The organism is Bacillus tianshenii (assembly GCA_020524525.2).
Lineage (GTDB): Bacteria > Bacillota > Bacilli > Bacillales > Bacillaceae_N > Bacillus_AV.
This window is the reverse complement of the sequence record CP129018.1, coordinates 3,697,342-3,715,102: the sequence shown is the minus strand read 5'-3', so window position 1 is coordinate 3,715,102 and position 17,761 is coordinate 3,697,342. Positions and strand designations below refer to the sequence as shown.

Here is a 17,761-nt window from a genome sequence, read left to right as displayed (position 1 = left end):
TGTACCAAATTTTTCACCTTTTTTCTTCTAATTTACTTCACCTAGAAATAAGAGGCTGAACCGGAGCCAGCCTCTTTCCCTTTATATCAATGCCTCAAGCTTTTGGTATAATTCTTCGCGCTTTTTCTCATATTTTTCTTTATTCCCATGAAGATTCTGAATATATTCTAGATCAGTTTCTTGAAGCATTTGTTCTTCTATGCGCTCTAATTCAGTTTCGATTGCTACAATTTCACCTTCAATTTCCTCAGGATTAACTTTCTTCTCAACATGTCTCGAAGGGGACGAATTGTGCTTGTACTTCTTCTCCACTTCATCTGCTTCTCTATCCTCATCACGTTCTTTTAATTTTCCCCGTGCCCAGCTATAATCCCCTTCGAAATGGAGTAGCTTATGTTCGTCAATCCAATAAATCTTTTCGAAAAGCTTGTTCAGAAAATAGCGGTCATGTGAAACAGCCAAAATCGTTCCATTATACTCCTCAAGGGCCTCTTCTAACACCTCACGTGATTCAATGTCTAAGTGATTAGTCGGCTCATCTAACAGGAGTAAATTAATATCCGAGTACATCAATTGCGCTAAACGAAGCCTTACCCGCTCACCACCGCTTAACTGGCTGACTTTACGAAAAACAGCATATCCATAAAATAAAAACTTCGCTAGGATGTGGCGTGCTTCTCCTTCGGTCACCTTTACTTGGGAACGGAACGTATCCAGGACAGTTTCTTCTGTTTGTTGCTCAAATACCTGCTGTGATAAATAGCCGATGTTCACATTACTACCTACCGAAACGACCCCTGCATCAGCTTGTTCTTGTTGTAGCAACAGCCTTACAATCGTCGATTTACCTGTGCCATTTTCCCCGACAATGGCTGCACGCTCTTGATAACGAAGGTGCATATTTACATCTTTAAATAGCAATTTATCATAGGATTTACCCACATCCTGCAACACAACAACATCATTTCCGCTTCGTTGTGTTGCATCAAATTGGACATTCATTTTTTTGCGGTTCAACACAGGCCGATCGAGCTTCTCAATACGTTCAAGCGCCCGCTCCATATTACGAGCACGCTTATGCAAGCCTTCACTTGGTGGATTCGCTCGGTTCGCCCACTCTCTCAGGCGTTTTATCGCTTCTTTCATCTTCTTAATCTTCTTCTGTTGCTCCTGATAGGCTTGAAATTCCTTCATCAAGCGCTCTTCCTTCTCTTTCACGAATCCGGAATAATTTGTATGATACAAATTCACTTCTCCATCTTCTAAATCAATAATTTTCGTCACAACTTCATCTAGGAAATAGCGATCATGCGAAATGACAACCACTGTTCCTTCATATTCCTTCAAGAATCCACCCAACCACTCGACAGCCATTAAATCTAAATGGTTCGTCGGTTCATCTAGAAGCAGAAAGTCCGGCTTTTGAAGCAATATTAATCCAAGTGCAACCTTCGTTTTCTCTCCACCACTCAAGGTTGAAAAGCTTGTATTCAGTAAACTTGAAATGCGAAGTCCATTTGCAACTCGCTCAATATTGGCTTCTATTTCATAGCCACCAGCAAGTGTAAATTTATCCTGTAGCATACCATATGTCTCGATATAGCGTTGAAGCTTACCTCCATCTTGTTCCGTTGCCATCTGTTGCTCTAACACTTTCATTTCAGCTTCCATTTCTAATAAGTCTTGAAATGCACGTTTTAATACGTCTCTTGCAAGTATTGCATCTGAAAATTTCGGAAGCTGAGCCAAATACCCGATCTTCATACCCTTCTTCCAATGTATCTGTCCAGAATCAGGCGTATCCTCTCCAGATAAAGTGCGAAATACTGTCGTCTTTCCACTTCCATTTCGTCCAACAAAGCCGACTCTGTCTTGCTCATGTATTTCAAATGATAAATTTTCAAATATGTGATTTCCGCCATACATTTTACTAATCTGCTGTACACTACAAGCAATCATCTTCCATTCTCCCTTCTAATATCTCCTTAACTACAACAAAAAAAGCCATAGGTAAGAGAAACACCTACCCATGGCTTTACATACGCTGAATAATTACATAGATCAGCAGAATATACGGTTTGGATCCTAAAAAAGATCAAAAAAGGAGAGCAAGACAGCTCCCCCTTTAACCGAATACTATTGTGATGTGGGTAAAAGAGACTTCTCACCGTTCTGTTCTCAATATGCAGTTATTAAAAAAGGGCATACGTGTCCCTTGGATAACTGCACCATGAAAAATCGCACGACAAAGATATAGAAAGTCTAGCTCTTGTCCACGATTAAAAACAGAACGATTCATCTCTTCCCCACCTCCTTGTAAACGTAGTTATTCTTATCATAGAGTTTTCTAATAATTTGTGCAAGTAATTTTAAACATTTCTATTTGTTACTATCAACCAATCGCAGCCGATATAAATAAGCCACTTCAGCTTCTTTAACACCTTGTGGCAATTCGCCGTTGGCTGCAGAAGAGAGGCCTCTTAAGCTGTTTTTCGAGGTTCCTGCCCAGCCTGCGATATAGAGTGGTTTCTCTTTTGCAAGTTTGACTTTATCCTCTAGGAGTTTACCTGAAGTCCATGAAGACATGATTGGACTGACATCTGTGCCGCTCGAACCACCTGGTGTACCTAGGATCATTTCCATTTGATTGTTTGTTGGTAACGTATTGGTTACAAATGAAAGCAGTTCATCCTTATATTCTTCCGGATTGCCTTGTGAACTCATGATGACTTTTTCATTTCCTCCATTTTTAAATTCAACTAATTCGTAAATAATATTCTCTGTATTTGCCACCTTTCCGTTTAACAGAAAAAATTCACTATAATCGATACCTGTTTTTGAAACTAGTAATTGTTCTTTATCGGATAATGCATAAGGTTCAACTGTGACACTTGTTTCGTTCATGACTTTTTCTTCTTGCTTTTCCGTTTCTTCAGTATTGGAACAAGCCGTGGTCAGTATTAATAGCAAGACTAACGCACCTTTAAGCATCTTCATCTTCCATCCCTCCCTTCTCTCATACTAACGATCGGAGTGACATGAATGTTTCGTTATATAAAAGAACCGCTCCCAAATAGGAAGCGGTTCAACGCTATGCAAGTCGTTTGAAATTTTGTCCGAGAATTTCGTTCATATTGTGAACAGTGATAAATGCCTTTTCATCGGTAAGACCGATATATTTCTTCAGCTTCATATAATCTTTTCGACCAAGAATTGTTGTAATTACTTCTTTGTTATCAGACGTGAACGCACCTTTAGCTGTGTGAACGGTTGCCCCGCGGCCAAGTTCTTTTACAATATATGATTTGATCTCTTCGCTTTCACGGCTAATAATTACGATTTCTTTGTTTGTATTCAGCTGTTGCAGCAAGTAATCAATGACAAGGCCATTCAAGATAACGCCAAAGAATGCATACATCCCTACTTCTGCTCCGAAAACAAACGCAGATGATGTTGCAATTGCAAGGTCAGAGATGAGAACACCCCGGCCGACCTCGATAGAGAAATATTTATTTAAAATCATTGCGAGAATATCCGTACCGCCTGTGGAGGCATTTTGGTGGAAAACAAGTGCCATTCCACTTGCTGCAATACATTGACCGATTATTAATTGAATTAAAATATCATCACTTAATGGCTGGCTTATCGGAGCTACAATTTCTAGTAGCCATACATAAAACGATAAAGCGAAACTTGTATAAATTGTTTTTGCCCCAAAGCTGAATCCAAGCACAATCAAGCCAACTATAAACAACGCAATATTTACCATAATCATGAAAAGACCAATTGATAAACCAGGAACCAGATGATGCAACAGGATTGAAAGACCACTTACTCCGCCTGTAGCTAAGTTATTAGGAGATAAGAAAAAATGAACATTTACGGCTACTAACAATGCCCCTAGATTCATGATTAGGAATGACAAAAGCTTCTTCTTCATCACCAAACCCTCCTTCTTTTATTTTCATTATTTCCGTTCAAAGAACTGTTCTACCAGAGTGGATTATAGTAAGGATACACACGCTTGTAAACCCATAACGTTCATTTTTAATATGTAAACGTTTTTATTAACAGAAACGACATATTTGCGATGTGTAGGTTTTCCGAGAAAGGGAACATCTTGGTGAAAGCATTTGTTTTGAAGGTGAAGTAAACGTATGTTAGCTTTTTCTAAGAAAGCCACTCTAACTTTTCAGGAGGGTCATGATGAGCGAAACAAATAAGCAAATTAAACTTGCGAAACGACCGGAAGATATGCCGAGCCTTGAACACTTTGATTTTGTTGAAGGTACTATTCCAACGCCGACTAATAATGAGGTGCTAGTGCGTACACTTTATTTATCAGTCGATCCATACATGCGTGGGCGGATGAGTTCCTCTAAGTCTTACGTACAACCATTTCAATTAAACGAAACAATTACTGGCGGCGTTATTGCTGAAGTCGTCGAGTCTAAATCCGACCACTTTCAACAAGGAGATGTTGTTGTCGGCATGCTCGGATGGCAGGAATATTCACTTGCAAGCGAGAAAGAAATCCGCAAAATCGATGCTGAACTTGCACCAATGACAGCATACCTCGGTATCCTTGGCATGCCAGGTATTACAGCATACTTTGGATTACTCGATATCGGCCAACCAAAAGAAGGCGAAACCGTTGTTGTATCTGCTGCCGCCGGTGCAGTTGGTTCTGTTGTCGGCCAAATTGCCAAAATAAAAGGGGCACATGTCGTCGGAATCGCCGGGGCTGATGAAAAGATCAATTATATTAAAAATGAACTCGGCTTTGACGAAGGAATTAATTATAAGAAGACAGATAACCTGCAAGAAGCTCTTAAACAAGCTTGCCCTAACGGCATTGATGTTTATTATGAAAATGTCGGTGGTGAAATATCAGATGCTGTTTTCACTCAGCTGAATGATTTTTCTCGTATCCCTGTATGCGGAGCCATTTCAGCATACAATCTGCCTGCAGGTGAAGATATCGGACCGCGTATCCAAACAACACTCATTAAAACACGTGCTCTTATGAAAGGGTTCATTGTAGGAGATTATATGGACCGCTGGCCTGAAGCAACAAAAGATTTAGCCCAATGGCTTCAGCAAGGTAAGTTAAAGTATGAAGAAACAATTTCAGAAGGCTTCGAAAAAATTCCTGAAGCTTTCCTCGGTCTCTTCAAAGGTGAAAACATGGGGAAACAGCTTGTGAAGGTTGCTGAACCTCGCAATCAGAAATAACATGCTAAAGGGCTTCGCCACAATGACGAAGCCCTTTTTTTATATTCGCTCCATTAACTTTGCTTCCGCTTCGCCTTTCTCAATGTCTACTCTACTTAACAAATAAAGCCCGATTATGAAGAAAACAAGTAGTGAAACAATTCCGAAACGGCTCGAGCCTGTCAGCTGTCCAACAATCGCAAATACGAATGGACCAAAGATAGCGGCAAACTTTGAAGAAACCCCATAAAACCCAAAAAACTCAGCTTCCTTATGTCTCGGCACCATCCGTCCGAAAATTGACCGGCTTAACGCCTGGGCCCCACCTTGTACAACACCGACCGTCATCGCAAGAATATAGAAATGAAGTGCTGAACTCATGAAATAACCGAAAATGACAATAAGTACGTACACGAATAACGCAAGCATTAGAGCCCGCTTCGCTTTAATCTTCACAGCAAGCCAACCGAATAAAAATGAAAATGGAATTCCGACAAACTGTGTGATTAATAAGGCAGCAATTAAATCCGTTGAACCGATTCCAATATCCCGCCCATATATTGTTGCCATCTTAATAATTGTTGAAATACCATCATTATAAAGCCAAAAGGCAAGCAAAAATACAAATAATTGCTTGTAATGATGAATTTCTTTAAATGTATTCCTAAGGCGGTGGAATCCTGTTTTTATATAAGACGTGTTCGACACAGCTCCTCTCTTCCTATCTTTCACATTAAGAAAAAGGGGTAATGAAAAAGCAAACCACCAAATACCGACACTTGCAAATGCGAGTTGAGTGGCAAGCTGTGCATTAGGAAGAAAAAACCACTGCGGCTTCATAATCATCATCAAGTTAACAGCTAACAAAATACCGCCGCCAAGATAACCAAAAGCAAACCCACGTGCAGATACACGGTCCATTTCTTCTCGCGGCGCCACATCCGGCAACAGTGAATCATAGAATACATTCCCGCCTGAAAAGCCGATTGTCCCAAAGATCATCAACAATGAAGCAAATACGTAGTCCCCTTCTCCAATAAACGCCATTAGAAAGCTTGCAATCATGCCCATATACGCAAAAAATCGTAAGAAAGCTTTCTTAGAACCAGAATGATCAGCAATCGCTCCTAAAATTGGTGATAATAGTGCAACAATTAACACTGCAATCGACTGAGAGTAGCCCCAATATGAAGTAGCGAGGTTTTTATCAAGGCCTTTTGCTGCTACGTCATAGTAATAAACAGGCAACACAGCTGCCATAACGGTTGCGGCAAATGCAGAATTTCCCCAATCATACAGACACCAGCTTAGCACCTTCTTTTTATCCATAGGCCCTCCTGTACTGCCTTTTCTACTATCATACTAGATGAACATCATTTTAAGAGACCATTTACGAATTTTTCACGTAAAAAACCCCACTGCTTTTGACAGTGAGGTTATACAACGACTTCCTTTCTTATTTCTTTTCGCACTTTCCGCCGTGTATGCATTAACCTGCCCGCAAAACCAAGCGCAGCTGATGTTAATCCAACGGTGATACCGACCCAGTAGCCAAACGGTTCAAGTGCTGTATAGTTAGCGAGAACAAAACCAGTCGGCAGGCCGATTGCCCAATATGAGATAAGCGCCATAAAGAATGGGACCGTTACATCTTTAAATCCGCGAAGCACGCCTTGAATCGAGGCTTGCGCTGCATCAGAAAGCTGATAGAAGATCGCGAAAATCAAAAATTTCTTTGCAAGTGCAATCACTTCTGGATCTTCTGTATATAGCATCGCAATCTGCTCTCTGAAAATGTACAGGCCTCCAGCACAAACTAATAAAATACCAATTGCCATGCTGACACCAATCTTGCTATACTGCATCGCATGCTGAATCCGTTTGCCCCCTACTTCATACCCTACCGCAATCGTTAAAGCCATTGAAATACTTAACGGGATCATAAAGATTAACGATGCAAAGTTCAATGCCGCCTGATGAGCTGCAATTGTGTTTGTATTAAATTGACTCATTAAGAGCGTAACAGCTGCAAAGATACTTACTTCAAAGAAGATTGATAAGCCGATTGGAACGCCGACCTTTAATTGCTCAATCCATGATGATAATGATGGGCGAACTTTTTCCCGAAACAACCGATAAACAGCAATCTTGGAGAAGCGAAAAACAACAAGCAAGTTGACCCCCAAGATACACCAATACGTAATCGACGTCGCATAGCCGGCACCAATTCCACCGAGTTCAGGCAATCCGAACTTCCCAAAGATTAACGCATAGTTAAACAAAATATTCACCGGCACAGCTGACAAAATAACGACCATCGTAATTCTTGTATAGCCGAGAGCATCATAAAAGTTACGCAACACATTTCCAATAAATAACGGAACTATCCCGAATGCAAGACCTATTAGGTAGTGTTTTGCGATATAGCGAACATCAGAAGTAATATCCATTAAACCTAAAATTGGGTCGAGTACAAATGCCCCGCCTATAATGATAATCACAGATAAAACAACGGATAGATAGACACCTTGTGTAACCGCATTTCGAATTCGATGCTGCTGTCCTGCCCCTACATACTGCGCCACAATTGGAGTAACAGCTAACAAAATACCACTCAATCCTGTAAAAATAGGCATCCAAAGGCTCGAACCGATTGCTACACCTGCTAAATCTTCTGTTCCTGCTTTTCCTGACATAATTGTATCGAATAAGCTCATCGCATACAGACTAATTTGCGTAACAAGCACCGGCCACATGACCTTTACAAATAATAAAATCTTTTCTTTTATTGTTGTTGTCGGATACATAATAAACGTCCTCTTCTATCTTTCAAATTCATATGACGTCTATTCTAACACCTTTAACGATATTCTGATATTATTTTATTTTTTCTGCTAATGCTTCTGCAGCGGCGATGCCAGATAGAAAAGCACTTTCAAACCTTGTTCGCCCTGCTTCATCGTCTTCGTGCAGGAAAGCATCTCCCGCGACAAGGAACGGAGCATCTAACCCCATATCTAAATAGGGCTGATGAAGCGGCTGAGCTGTTTCGGCATAACGCCAGCGCTTTAGTTGCTCAGATTGAATGTGTTCAATACTCACATAACCTTTTACAAGAGCTTTAATTTGTTCTAACACGGCTTCATCACTTTCTTCAAAATGCTCCATACTCCAATTACCCTTCATATAGACACTAATCGTAGGAATTGCTGAAATCCCCTTCTTTTCATGATCCACAATCCGTTCGATTTCAACCGGCAGCCCCTTTTGCTCGTGCCCTATGCTTGGCAAATCGCTCGATTGCTGAAGGTGGAACAATCCAACAAAGCACGGGTGAAATGTAATCTGTGAAAGCTTCTTTCGTAATTCCTGGGATATTTCCAAGTTCCCGCTATCAATTAACTGCTCTACCTGTGGAGCCGGCGGTGTCATAATGACAGCACCTGCGTCGATAATTTCCCCATCTTCTGTATGTATTTGATAACCTTTATTTAACTGGTCAACTTTAACGACCTTTTTATTTAACTTTCCGTCGAGTTCCATTGCTAGATTCTTAGCAAAGGTATTCATTCCGCCTATTCCCATATAACGCTTATGACGGCTCCCAAACCACTCTCTTATCCAGCCATTCTCTATCCATTCATCAACCGATGTTTGAAGTGTCTCCGTTCTTACAGTAAAAAACTGTGCTCCATGGTCGGCTTTTCCATTTTCAATTCTACGTGTTGCAAGACGACCACCAACACTTTTGCTCTTATCAATCATTGTTACGTGTTGAAATCCTTTTTGCCGCAATGTTTTGGCAGCCATTATACCTGCAAGCCCCGCTCCGACGATAACGACATGTTCATCTTTGTGCATTCTCCATCCCCCTTTTTCTCACTTCTATTGTAGCGCTCTAGCATCAAGTTTTCATTTTTCAATGTACGAAAAAAAAGAGCAGCCTCAAGGCCACTCTGCTTCATTAATAGTCTGTTGCCTCTTCTTCTTTTTTTGAAGATAAGAACCAACCACCTAGCGCGATAAGAACTAATACAATATAGAAGGTAGCTTTCCAAGCTGTTGATTCAGCAAAATGAACAGGCAAAATTGCTAATTCAGGATGGGATAACGTATGAACGACCAATTTAATACCGACCCAGCCAACGATAATGAATGCAGCCAGCTCTAATCCAGGTCGACTTTTCAGCAACTTTACGAAAAAGTTTGCCGCAAAACGCATAATGACAAGGCCAATAAAGCCGCCAGTTAAGATAACGAGAAACTTTCCGCCATCCAGCCCACCAATCTCAGGCAACGGTGATTCAGGCAGCGAGACTGCTAAGGCAACAGCAGCTAAAATTGAATCAACCGCAAATGCAATATCTGCAAGCTCAACCTTAAAGACAGTTGACCACAATCCTCCTTTATGTTTTTCTGCTTTTTCTTCTTGCTTATGATCATCTTTCTTCTTAACAAACTTTTTGAAAATATGATTGATCGAAATAAATAATAAGTACGCTGCTCCAATTGCTTGTACTTGCCAAACATCCACCAAGAATGAAATGACAAAGAGAGAACCGAAGCGAAAGATAAATGCCCCGAATAACCCATAGAATAACGCTTTTTTCCGCTGTTCTTCTGGAAGGTGCTTTACCATTATCGCCAGTACAAGTGCATTATCAGCGGCTAAAAGTCCTTCTAATGCAACAAGCACTAATAGAACCCAGCCATATTCAAGCAACATCGAACGATATCCTCCTTTTTCCAATAACAAGCCAATTAATATTCATTTACTTTCATGTCTATACCACAAATCTACCTTATTTATACCTATTTAAAAACTTCTTTAATTTACTTGATGTTATTTCCTATTTTTTCTTATTCATTTATTATTTCCTATTACTTAAAATTCATAAGCTTCTTAACTTCTCTTTTTATTTTCGAAAGATCTACTTTATGAGAAAGTTTCTTGTTTATATTCCAACCAACTAGAAGAAGGAAGATGAAGGAAACTCCAATTATGAGAACACTTTTTAAATCAAAAGAAAAAAGACTATAACCGATTGAAATATATAATACCGTACTAGGAATGGCTCCAATCAATGAGGCTGCCGCATACTTCCACCAGCTGACTCCTGTTTTTGCACATATATAGGTCATAAAGTCATAATTGATCCCCGGAAGCAAACGTAAGAACAAGATCGTTCTGAAACCATCCCCTTTGACTTCTTCCATTAATGCACTTACATTCTTTTGCTTGTCGAGTTGAAAACCTTTTCCAAACCCACGAATGACCGCAAGAGAAACCATTGCGCTAAATGTCACCCCTATAAGGGTATAGAGAATCGCTATATACCACGGAAATAGCAGCCCACCAGTTATAAGGAAAATTGTAATTGGCAAAAGCAATAGAGAACGGATCCCAAAAACTAAAATATATAATAATGGCGCTGGTATAGGTGATTGCTGAATCCAATCATTTAACTTCTCAGGTGTAAGGTGAAAAAGAAATTTGTTAGCTAATACCATACCTACAAATAAGAAAAAGATACCTATCCATTTATATATTTTCTTTCGGTTACCTTCATTCTTGATCATTCTTGATAATGCTTTTCTCCAAGTCATCTTCACGTTCCTTCTCTTTCGTAATAGGCTGTCATTCCTCTTTTGTAAGCAAATAAAAGCGGTACAGGTTTTTCGCAGTGACTTTTAATACAATGTAAACTGGGATCGCAAGCACAATTGCTAAGAATCCTTTAAATGCACCAGCGCCTAATAATAAGAAAATAACGGTTAGCGGATGAATCCGAAGTTGTTTATTCATGACAAGTGGAGCAACTAAGTTCCCTTCCAATTGCTGTGTGACTGCAAAAACAATTAACGTTTGCAAAGCAAGAGATGGAGATTCTAACATTGCGACGGCCAATGCAGGGATAACTCCAAGCAATGGACCTAAAAATGGAACAACAGCAAAAATGACAGTAAATAAAGCGAGCGGTAACGGATAAGATAACCCAATAATTAAATAACCAATAAACATTAAAGTCCCATCTGTTATCGCTATGAGGGCTTGGGAGCGTACATAAGAAGAAAGCGAATCATCAATCTGTTTCAGTAATCGATCCCCTTCTTCCTGCCTTGATGATGGCACTGCCCTCATTAAATTTGGACGAAGAAGATAATCATCCCTTAATAGAAAAAACAAGATAAAGGGCGCTGTTATAATAGAAACGAGAACTGTAGTCAACACCTTTAAAAATTTAGGTAACAGCTCATCTAAATAAGAAAAAAACTTTCCCCCAAGCTCTCCAGCTTTACTTTTCAATTCATAAAAACTCATTGGAGACTGCTCTTTATTCATGGCATCCTTTGTTTCCTTCGAAAGCTCTTTCACCTGCTCTGGAAACTTGTTGGTAAGCTCTTGAAATTGCTGACTAAAAGTAGGACCGACAAAGAACCCTACTAAGAAGAGAATTCCTATTAATAATAGAAAAACCGATAACACAGAGAGTGTCCTTGATAGTTTTTTAGATAATTGGTAAACACTAGGCCTTAATAAATAGTAAAATAACCCAGATAATATTAGCGGTAACATGATTGCAAATATCACGCTTGTCACCAGTGTCCAGACGTACTCGATCTCTCCTAACAACAGGACAATAATAAGGATTAGGACTGATATTGTTAAGTATTTAAACACTGAACCTTTCCACCACATGTACTTCTCCTCTCCTTTATGACGATCGTTTCATTTTGTTCTCAATCCCGCTATCTCGTGTTTACCCCTCATGCATCGTGGTAAACAGACTGTGAAACCCGCTAATTTGTTCCAATACATTTTTTCAGAATAAAATGTTTGAACAATAAAAAAAGCGGAAAAACCTTTTAATGTAAATTAAACCAAAAAAAGGAGGCCAACAATGGCAGACAAAATGAATCGTCAACAAGCAGGTAAAAAAGGCGGAGAAGCTACTCGCAAGAATCACGATAAAGAGTTTTACCAAGAGATTGGTGAAAAAGGCGGGGAAGCTACTCGCAAGAGCCACGATAAGGAATTCTATCAGGAGATTGGCGAAAAAGGTGGAGAAGCTACTCGTAAGAATCATGATAAAGAATTCTATGAAGACATCGGAAAAAAAGGCGGCCGTAAGAGCAATCCGAACAATTAATATTTTAGGTTAAACAGTAATCCAGAGAATATTAAATGTTTGAATGTTTCGTATTACGAATACAAAGCTAATATAATTTTCAATTAAAGGAGGATTATAACAATGGCAGACAAAATTAATCGTCAACAAGCAGGTAAAAAAGGCGGAGAGGCTACTCGCAAGAATCACGATAAAGAATTCTATCAAGATATCGGCGAAAAAGGCGGAGAGGCTACTCGCAAGAATCATAATAAAGAATTCTATCAAGATATCGGTGAAAAAGGCGGAGAGGCTACTCGCAAAAGTCACGATAAGGAATTCTACCAAGAGATTGGCGAAAAAGGCGGAGAAGCTACTCGTAAGAGCCACGATAAAGAATTCTACCAAGAGATTGGCGAAAAAGGCGGAGAAGCTACTCGTAAGAATCATGATAAAGAATTCTATGAAGACATCGGAAAAAAAGGCGGCCGTAAGAGCAATCCGAACAATTAATTGTTGAATACACCCTTAGGCCGCTATTAAAAGAGGACTTTATGATATCCGGCTCCAGTGCAGTGGAGTCGGATATTTTTTAAGGTGGAAAACCACCTTTTCACAAATTTGTTAGAGTCTTAAAATGTTTTATTCAGTGGGAAGTATAACTTAATTAGCATTAGATTTCAACATCTATCTCCTAAGTAATTTGAAAAAACATGCAACTTACCTCTCCTCCTCATGAAACGCTTGCCAAAACTCACCTTCTACATTGATAATTGGCATAATTTCGGCAAACGGAATCTTAAATGTCGGAAAGCTCGCTGCATAAGGGGCAATTTCATACGGGGAAAAATATAAGTAGAGCGCATCCTCAGTTACGTAAAACGATTGATTGGCTGTAATTCCTTTATAACTATCAGGGAAAATGTAGAAGTATTCTTCATCATTTTTTATTTGCTTGCCGACAAGCTCGCTTAGTATTTTCACATAGTTACTGTCGGGCTTGAACAAATCTTTCAATTCATAGAAATTTCCGTTTTCTAAATTAACGTGAACATAATCTTTCGTTGGCATCCCATGTGCTGCTCCAAAATAATATTCATAACCATTCAACTCCAGTTGAAGAAGGACATTTTTAAAGAAGGGGACGGAAAAATCACCGAGATAGCTGTAATCAAGCTGAACATCTGGATTTACTTCTTTTAGCACAGATAATTCTCTTAATCGCTTATTGACACGCTGCTGTGTGGTTGCATCTGTCATTCCTTTCACCTGGGGGTAATACACTAAATAATCTTTATTCGGCTTATACCTTTGCTCAAATACGCGGTATTGTCCATTTAAAGGAATGATCGTATTCTGTGCCCACACTAAGCCCCCAGCTCTGTTATAATAAAACAGACGATAATCCACATTCGCTTTAACCAATTCTTCATCGAATGAGAGTATGCCACTCCCAGAGACAATTGGCAAATTTTCAGCTACCTTTCCTGCTCGGTCGATAAAAAAGGTATTCTGATTATTATTAGCTGAAGCAAAGCCATTATTATAATTTGATACATCCATGTAAACAAACATTGTGAGCAGATTTCCATCAAAATCAGCAATCGCATATTTTGAACCGATGTACGGGCGCTCTGAATCATTTGCCACGCCAACAGCTATTCTGCCTTCTCCCAGCAAATTCACATCATTATAATCCGGCTTAATGACAAAGTTACCCTGCTTATCAATCAATCCATATTTGTTCTCATACGTTTCAGAGATATTGACAACTGCTCTGCCATTTTGGAAAGATAGTGCCGTTACAAATTGTGCCGGAATCACAACCTCGCCAGCCTCATTCATATACCCTTGTTTGTCGTTTAAGCTCTGTTGGAATACGAGAAGCCCATCGCCATAGCTTCCAACATATGCATAGTTATAGGTGTGTAATACGGTACCTTCACGATCAATGAGTGCGAACTGTCCTTCTTTTACTTTCACGACCGCTTTTCCAACATTAAAGTCAGTTGCAGATTGATATTTATTCGGAATGACTTCTTGCCCGTTTCGATTTAAGAAACCGTATAAATAATTCCCTTTCGAATCACTATTGGCAAATAGCGCTCTATCGTCTTCAAACGTGCCAATAAACTGATAGGCTTTATCCGTTATTAATCTGCCCCGTTCATTAATGACTTTAAAGCCTTCTTTATCAACAACCACTGCTCTGCCTTCTGAAAATTGATTAATCGTCTCATACTTCGGCTTCACGACGTATTTTCCAGTCTGATCGATAACACCAAACAATTCATTCTTCCCAACAATCGCAAGTCCATTTTCTTGAAAATCGAATGCGTCCTCATATTGAAACGGCAAAATGATTTTTCCAAGGCTGTTTATATAACCCCATCGCTTCCCACCAACTACTTTCAATGAAGCAGGATACAAATGCATCGAACGAAAATCCGGCATGAAAGGCATATAGAATGACAAATATTGTTGACTCGAATTCATCACGACTCTCCTATTGACCATTTTTCAACATCATATGGAAGAATTGCAGGAGATGTGCCTATTCGTACAGTCCAAAAAACAGGAGCCTTATGCAGACTCCTGTTCGTTAATACTCCATAATATATTCATTTAACTTCTCACCTAAATGCCTGCCAGGCTTATCTTCACAACAGAAGATTCGCTCACCTTCTTCTAGATCAACGATCGCTTTCGGTTCATAATCACTTGTCAGAAGCTGCACACTATCTGATTGTTGCAAGGTGGCTGAGATAATAGTGTCGTTAATACGGCATTCAACCCGCATTAACGGTCTTTTTTCTATTTTTACTCTACCAATTGCAACTTCTCGCTTTCCTTCTGTATTGAAAACTTGAATAGGCTGACCAGACTTCAGCTCTGATAAATAGTTTGTCTTCTCTCCGTGCGAAAGGTACTGGTGAATCGCCCCGCAATTAATCCGAAATGGACGAGCTGGATATGTATCGGTTTCCCTATTCTCTGATAATACAAGCAAATAGCCGCTTCCGGTGTTTCCAACTAGTGCACCTTCTTTAGGCTCAAGCGTATCAATACAATCTACACAGACACGCGTTCCTTCTCCAACCTTCTGAATCGAAATCACTTCACCTAAGACAAGATTGTTTTCTTCCAAAACACCCACTCCTTATCCGAACATTCTAATTAAAAGCATAGCATAATTAATACACAATGATCTTCTGCCCACTATAGCTTTGCTTTCACTCATTTTGGTACGATAGAGGAAGTATAAGTAAAGGATGATTAAAATGCTCAAGCAAGCGCAACACATTCTGAATCATTATTTTGGCTATAACGATTTCCGGCCTGGACAAAACAAAATTGTAGAACATGTCCTAAATGGTGAAAATACATTAGGCATCATGCCAACAGGCGGCGGAAAGTCTCTTTGTTATCAAATCCCAGCTCTTGTTCTCGAGGGGACGGCTGTGATTATTTCTCCGCTTATTTCACTAATGAAGGACCAAGTTGATTCTTTAGTATCGCTGGGAATTTCAGCTACATATATTAATAGCTCACTTCAGTTTCACGAACAACAAGAACGGCTTAACAACTTACGAAACGGAGATTATCAGCTTATATATGTCGCACCTGAACGGTTTGAATCTCCTGAGTTTATGAATGCATTGCAGAGTCTTCCCCTTTCTCTAATCGCTTTCGATGAAGCACACTGTATTTCGCAATGGGGACACGATTTCAGGCCAAGCTATCGTTCAATTATTCCGAACTTGAAGAAGCTGAACAATTTACCTGTGATGACTGCTTTAACAGCAACTGCAACAGATGATGTCATTCAAGATATTCAGCAGCTACTTGATATTCCATCTTCACATGTCGTTAATACAGGCTTTGCACGTGATAACCTTCATTTCAATATCGTCAAAGGAAGCAATAAAAATGATTATATCCTTGCATATATCCACTCACGACCTAAAGAATCAGGGATTATTTATACACCGACACGTAAGATAACTGAGTCCGTTTACCAACTGCTTTCAAATAAAGGGTATTCAACTGTACGGTATCATGCCGGCTTATCTGAAGTCGAACGTAAACAGGCACAAGGTGCATTTATCCAAGAGGAAGCTACCATCATGGTTGCGACGAATGCATTTGGAATGGGAATTGATAAGTCAAATGTTCGCTACGTTATTCACTATGCACTTCCGATGAATATTGAGTCCTATTACCAAGAGGCCGGCCGTGCAGGACGGGATGGCGAGCCAAGTGATTGTACGCTGCTATTCACAGCTCAGGATATTCAACTGCAACGTTTTTTGATCGAACAATCCCTTCAAGACGAAGAAAAGAAAGCACAAGAGTATGAAAAGCTTCAACTCATGATTAACTATTGCCATACAAATCAATGCTTACCTGCATATATTCTAAATTACTTTGGAGATACACCACTTCAAGCGGAATGCGAGCATTGCAGTAACTGCCGACAGGATGGCGAAAAGTCAGATATGACGAAAGAAGCGCAAATGGTTCTTTCCTGTGTCAAGCGGATGGGCGAACGATTCGGTGCCTCCCTTACCGCCAAAGTGTTAAAAGGGTCCAAAAGCCAAAAGGTCATTGAGATGGGCTTTGATAAGCTGTCGACCTACAACCTTTTACCACAATATACAGAGAAAGAAATCATGAACCTCATTAACTACCTTGCTGCAGATGGCTACCTGACAATTCAAGACGCGAAATTTCCAACATTGAAGCTTACACAATCTGCCTATCATGTCCTTAAAGGGAATGAAGCTGTGTTTGTCCAAGCTCAACCTCGCCATACTGCTGAAGAGAGTGACTATCATGAAGGGTTATTTGAAGCATTACGGGGATTGCGGAAAAGAACGGCTGATGAGAAGAACCTTCCCCCATATGTCGTTTTCTCAGATGCAACGTTGAAAGAGATGGCACGTTATATTCCAAAACAAAAGAACGATTTACTTACTATAAAAGGTGTCGGCGAGAAGAAATATGAGCAATACGGTGAACTTTTCTTAGAGGCTATTCAGCAGTTTCTTCATGAAAACGGGCCAATCGAAAGCTTCAAAGCTTCTGGTCCAACATCTACAGGAATTAAGAAGAAACAAACTGACAAGAAACCAAGCCACCTACTCTCTTATGAACAATTTCAAAATGGAAGCACTATTAAAGAAATTGCAAAAGAACGCGAATTAACAGCAATGACAATTGAAAACCACCTGTTCAAAGCATACAAAGAAGGCTATTCACTAGATTGGAACACTTTTTTTGATGAAGAATTAGAAGCACAAATCTTGCAAAAAAACGAAGAACTAGAGGAGAAAAAGCTGAAGCCATTGAAGGAAAGTCTTCCAGGTGATATTAGCTATACAACCATCAAAGCTGTCCTCGTAAAAAACGGTATCATGTAGAAAAAAAGTGCCTGC

Annotated in this window: 16 protein-coding genes; 4 read left to right on the top strand and 12 right to left on the bottom strand. The window is 39.7% G+C overall.

Annotated elements, in window-relative coordinates; genetic code table 11:
* Positions 1–81: 81 nt before the first annotated feature.
* From abc-f to LC040_18800, 4 genes are all read right to left on the bottom strand, one after another.
* The gene (gene abc-f / locus LC040_18815) at positions 82–1,959 is read right to left on the bottom strand and encodes an ABC-F type ribosomal protection protein (protein ID WLR51188.1); all 1,878 of its coding nucleotides are present in this window, start codon (positions 1,957–1,959) and stop codon (positions 82–84) included.
* 205 nt (positions 1,960–2,164) lie between these two features.
* On the bottom strand, positions 2,165–2,299 hold the full coding sequence (locus LC040_18810; protein ID WLR51187.1) for an RAxF-45 family protein: 135 nt from the start codon (positions 2,297–2,299) through the stop codon (positions 2,165–2,167).
* Positions 2,300–2,379: 80 nt separating this feature from the next.
* A complete protein-coding gene (locus LC040_18805; protein ID WLR51186.1) occupies positions 2,380–2,997 on the bottom strand; it encodes a hypothetical protein in 618 nt (205 codons plus the stop codon).
* A 94-nt stretch (positions 2,998–3,091) separates the two neighbouring features.
* Positions 3,092–3,940, bottom strand: a complete 849-nt coding sequence (locus LC040_18800; protein WLR51185.1) for a YitT family protein — start codon at positions 3,938–3,940, stop codon at positions 3,092–3,094.
* A gap of 266 nt (positions 3,941–4,206) precedes the next feature.
* Between LC040_18800 and LC040_18795 the strand changes: the two genes are divergently transcribed.
* Positions 4,207–5,235, top strand: coding sequence for an NADP-dependent oxidoreductase (locus LC040_18795; GenBank protein WLR53344.1), 1,029 nt, complete (start codon positions 4,207–4,209; stop codon positions 5,233–5,235).
* A gap of 39 nt (positions 5,236–5,274) precedes the next feature.
* Here LC040_18795 and LC040_18790 read toward each other — a convergent pair whose 3' ends face one another.
* The 6 genes from LC040_18790 to LC040_18765 all read right to left on the bottom strand — a co-directional run bounded on the left by LC040_18790 (position 5,275) and on the right by LC040_18765 (position 11,914).
* Positions 5,275–6,543, bottom strand: coding sequence for an MFS transporter (locus LC040_18790; protein ID WLR51184.1), 1,269 nt, complete (start codon positions 6,541–6,543; stop codon positions 5,275–5,277).
* A gap of 107 nt (positions 6,544–6,650) precedes the next feature.
* A complete protein-coding gene (locus tag LC040_18785; protein ID WLR51183.1) occupies positions 6,651–8,021 on the bottom strand; it encodes an MATE family efflux transporter in 1,371 nt (456 codons plus the stop codon).
* 70 nt (positions 8,022–8,091) lie between these two features.
* Positions 8,092–9,075 carry an FAD-dependent oxidoreductase gene (locus LC040_18780; GenBank protein WLR51182.1) on the bottom strand — a complete coding sequence of 328 codons (984 nt, stop codon included), beginning with the start codon at positions 9,073–9,075 and terminating at the stop codon, positions 8,092–8,094.
* Positions 9,076–9,178: 103 nt separating this feature from the next.
* Positions 9,179–9,940 (bottom strand): TerC family protein, encoded by a 762-nt coding sequence (locus tag LC040_18775; GenBank protein WLR51181.1) that lies wholly within the window; start codon positions 9,938–9,940, stop codon positions 9,179–9,181.
* A 155-nt stretch (positions 9,941–10,095) separates the two neighbouring features.
* Entirely contained in the window at positions 10,096–10,821 is a 726-nt protein-coding gene (locus LC040_18770; protein ID WLR51180.1) for a TVP38/TMEM64 family protein, read from the bottom strand.
* 31 nt (positions 10,822–10,852) lie between these two features.
* A complete protein-coding gene (locus LC040_18765) occupies positions 10,853–11,914 on the bottom strand; it encodes an AI-2E family transporter (GenBank protein ID WLR51179.1) in 1,062 nt (353 codons plus the stop codon).
* 202 nt (positions 11,915–12,116) lie between these two features.
* Here LC040_18765 and LC040_18760 point away from each other — a divergent pair, with 202 nt between their 5' ends.
* Both LC040_18760 and LC040_18755 read left to right on the top strand, forming a co-directional pair.
* Positions 12,117–12,365, top strand: coding sequence for a general stress protein (locus tag LC040_18760; protein WLR51178.1), 249 nt, complete (start codon positions 12,117–12,119; stop codon positions 12,363–12,365).
* A 102-nt stretch (positions 12,366–12,467) separates the two neighbouring features.
* Entirely contained in the window at positions 12,468–12,836 is a 369-nt protein-coding gene (locus tag LC040_18755; GenBank protein ID WLR51177.1) for a general stress protein, read from the top strand.
* Between the two features lie 207 nt (positions 12,837–13,043).
* Here LC040_18755 and LC040_18750 read toward each other — a convergent pair whose 3' ends face one another.
* Both LC040_18750 and LC040_18745 read right to left on the bottom strand, forming a co-directional pair.
* Entirely contained in the window at positions 13,044–14,819 is a 1,776-nt protein-coding gene (locus LC040_18750) for a WG repeat-containing protein (GenBank protein WLR51176.1), read from the bottom strand.
* A gap of 106 nt (positions 14,820–14,925) precedes the next feature.
* The gene (locus LC040_18745; protein WLR51175.1) at positions 14,926–15,471 is read right to left on the bottom strand and encodes a 3-dehydroquinate synthase II; all 546 of its coding nucleotides are present in this window, start codon (positions 15,469–15,471) and stop codon (positions 14,926–14,928) included.
* A gap of 133 nt (positions 15,472–15,604) precedes the next feature.
* Between LC040_18745 and recQ the strand changes: the two genes are divergently transcribed.
* Positions 15,605–17,746, top strand: a complete 2,142-nt coding sequence (gene recQ / locus LC040_18740) for a DNA helicase RecQ (protein WLR51174.1) — start codon at positions 15,605–15,607, stop codon at positions 17,744–17,746.
* The last annotated feature ends 15 nt before the right edge of the window (positions 17,747–17,761 follow it).

What these genes read in the sequence shown, in the direction of transcription:
- abc-f (WLR51188.1), bottom strand. Translation starts at nt 1,959, where the DNA reads ATGATTGCTTGTAGTGTACAGCAGATTAGTAAAATGTATGGCGGAAAT.
- LC040_18810 (WLR51187.1), bottom strand. Translation starts at nt 2,299, where the DNA reads ATGAATCGTTCTGTTTTTAATCGTGGACAAGAGCTAGACTTTCTATAT.
- LC040_18805 (WLR51186.1), bottom strand. Translation starts at nt 2,997, where the DNA reads ATGAAGATGCTTAAAGGTGCGTTAGTCTTGCTATTAATACTGACCACG.
- LC040_18800 (WLR51185.1), bottom strand. Translation starts at nt 3,940, where the DNA reads ATGAAGAAGAAGCTTTTGTCATTCCTAATCATGAATCTAGGGGCATTG.
- LC040_18795 (WLR53344.1), top strand. Translation starts at nt 4,207, where the DNA reads ATGAGCGAAACAAATAAGCAAATTAAACTTGCGAAACGACCGGAAGAT.
- LC040_18790 (WLR51184.1), bottom strand. Translation starts at nt 6,543, where the DNA reads ATGGATAAAAAGAAGGTGCTAAGCTGGTGTCTGTATGATTGGGGAAAT.
- LC040_18785 (WLR51183.1), bottom strand. Translation starts at nt 8,021, where the DNA reads ATGTATCCGACAACAACAATAAAAGAAAAGATTTTATTATTTGTAAAG.
- LC040_18780 (WLR51182.1), bottom strand. Translation starts at nt 9,075, where the DNA reads ATGCACAAAGATGAACATGTCGTTATCGTCGGAGCGGGGCTTGCAGGT.
- LC040_18775 (WLR51181.1), bottom strand. Translation starts at nt 9,940, where the DNA reads ATGTTGCTTGAATATGGCTGGGTTCTATTAGTGCTTGTTGCATTAGAA.
- LC040_18770 (WLR51180.1), bottom strand. Translation starts at nt 10,821, where the DNA reads ATGACTTGGAGAAAAGCATTATCAAGAATGATCAAGAATGAAGGTAAC.
- LC040_18765 (WLR51179.1), bottom strand. Translation starts at nt 11,914, where the DNA reads ATGTGGTGGAAAGGTTCAGTGTTTAAATACTTAACAATATCAGTCCTA.
- LC040_18760 (WLR51178.1), top strand. Translation starts at nt 12,117, where the DNA reads ATGGCAGACAAAATGAATCGTCAACAAGCAGGTAAAAAAGGCGGAGAA.
- LC040_18755 (WLR51177.1), top strand. Translation starts at nt 12,468, where the DNA reads ATGGCAGACAAAATTAATCGTCAACAAGCAGGTAAAAAAGGCGGAGAG.
- LC040_18750 (WLR51176.1), bottom strand. Translation starts at nt 14,819, where the DNA reads ATGAATTCGAGTCAACAATATTTGTCATTCTATATGCCTTTCATGCCG.
- recQ (WLR51174.1), top strand. Translation starts at nt 15,605, where the DNA reads ATGCTCAAGCAAGCGCAACACATTCTGAATCATTATTTTGGCTATAAC.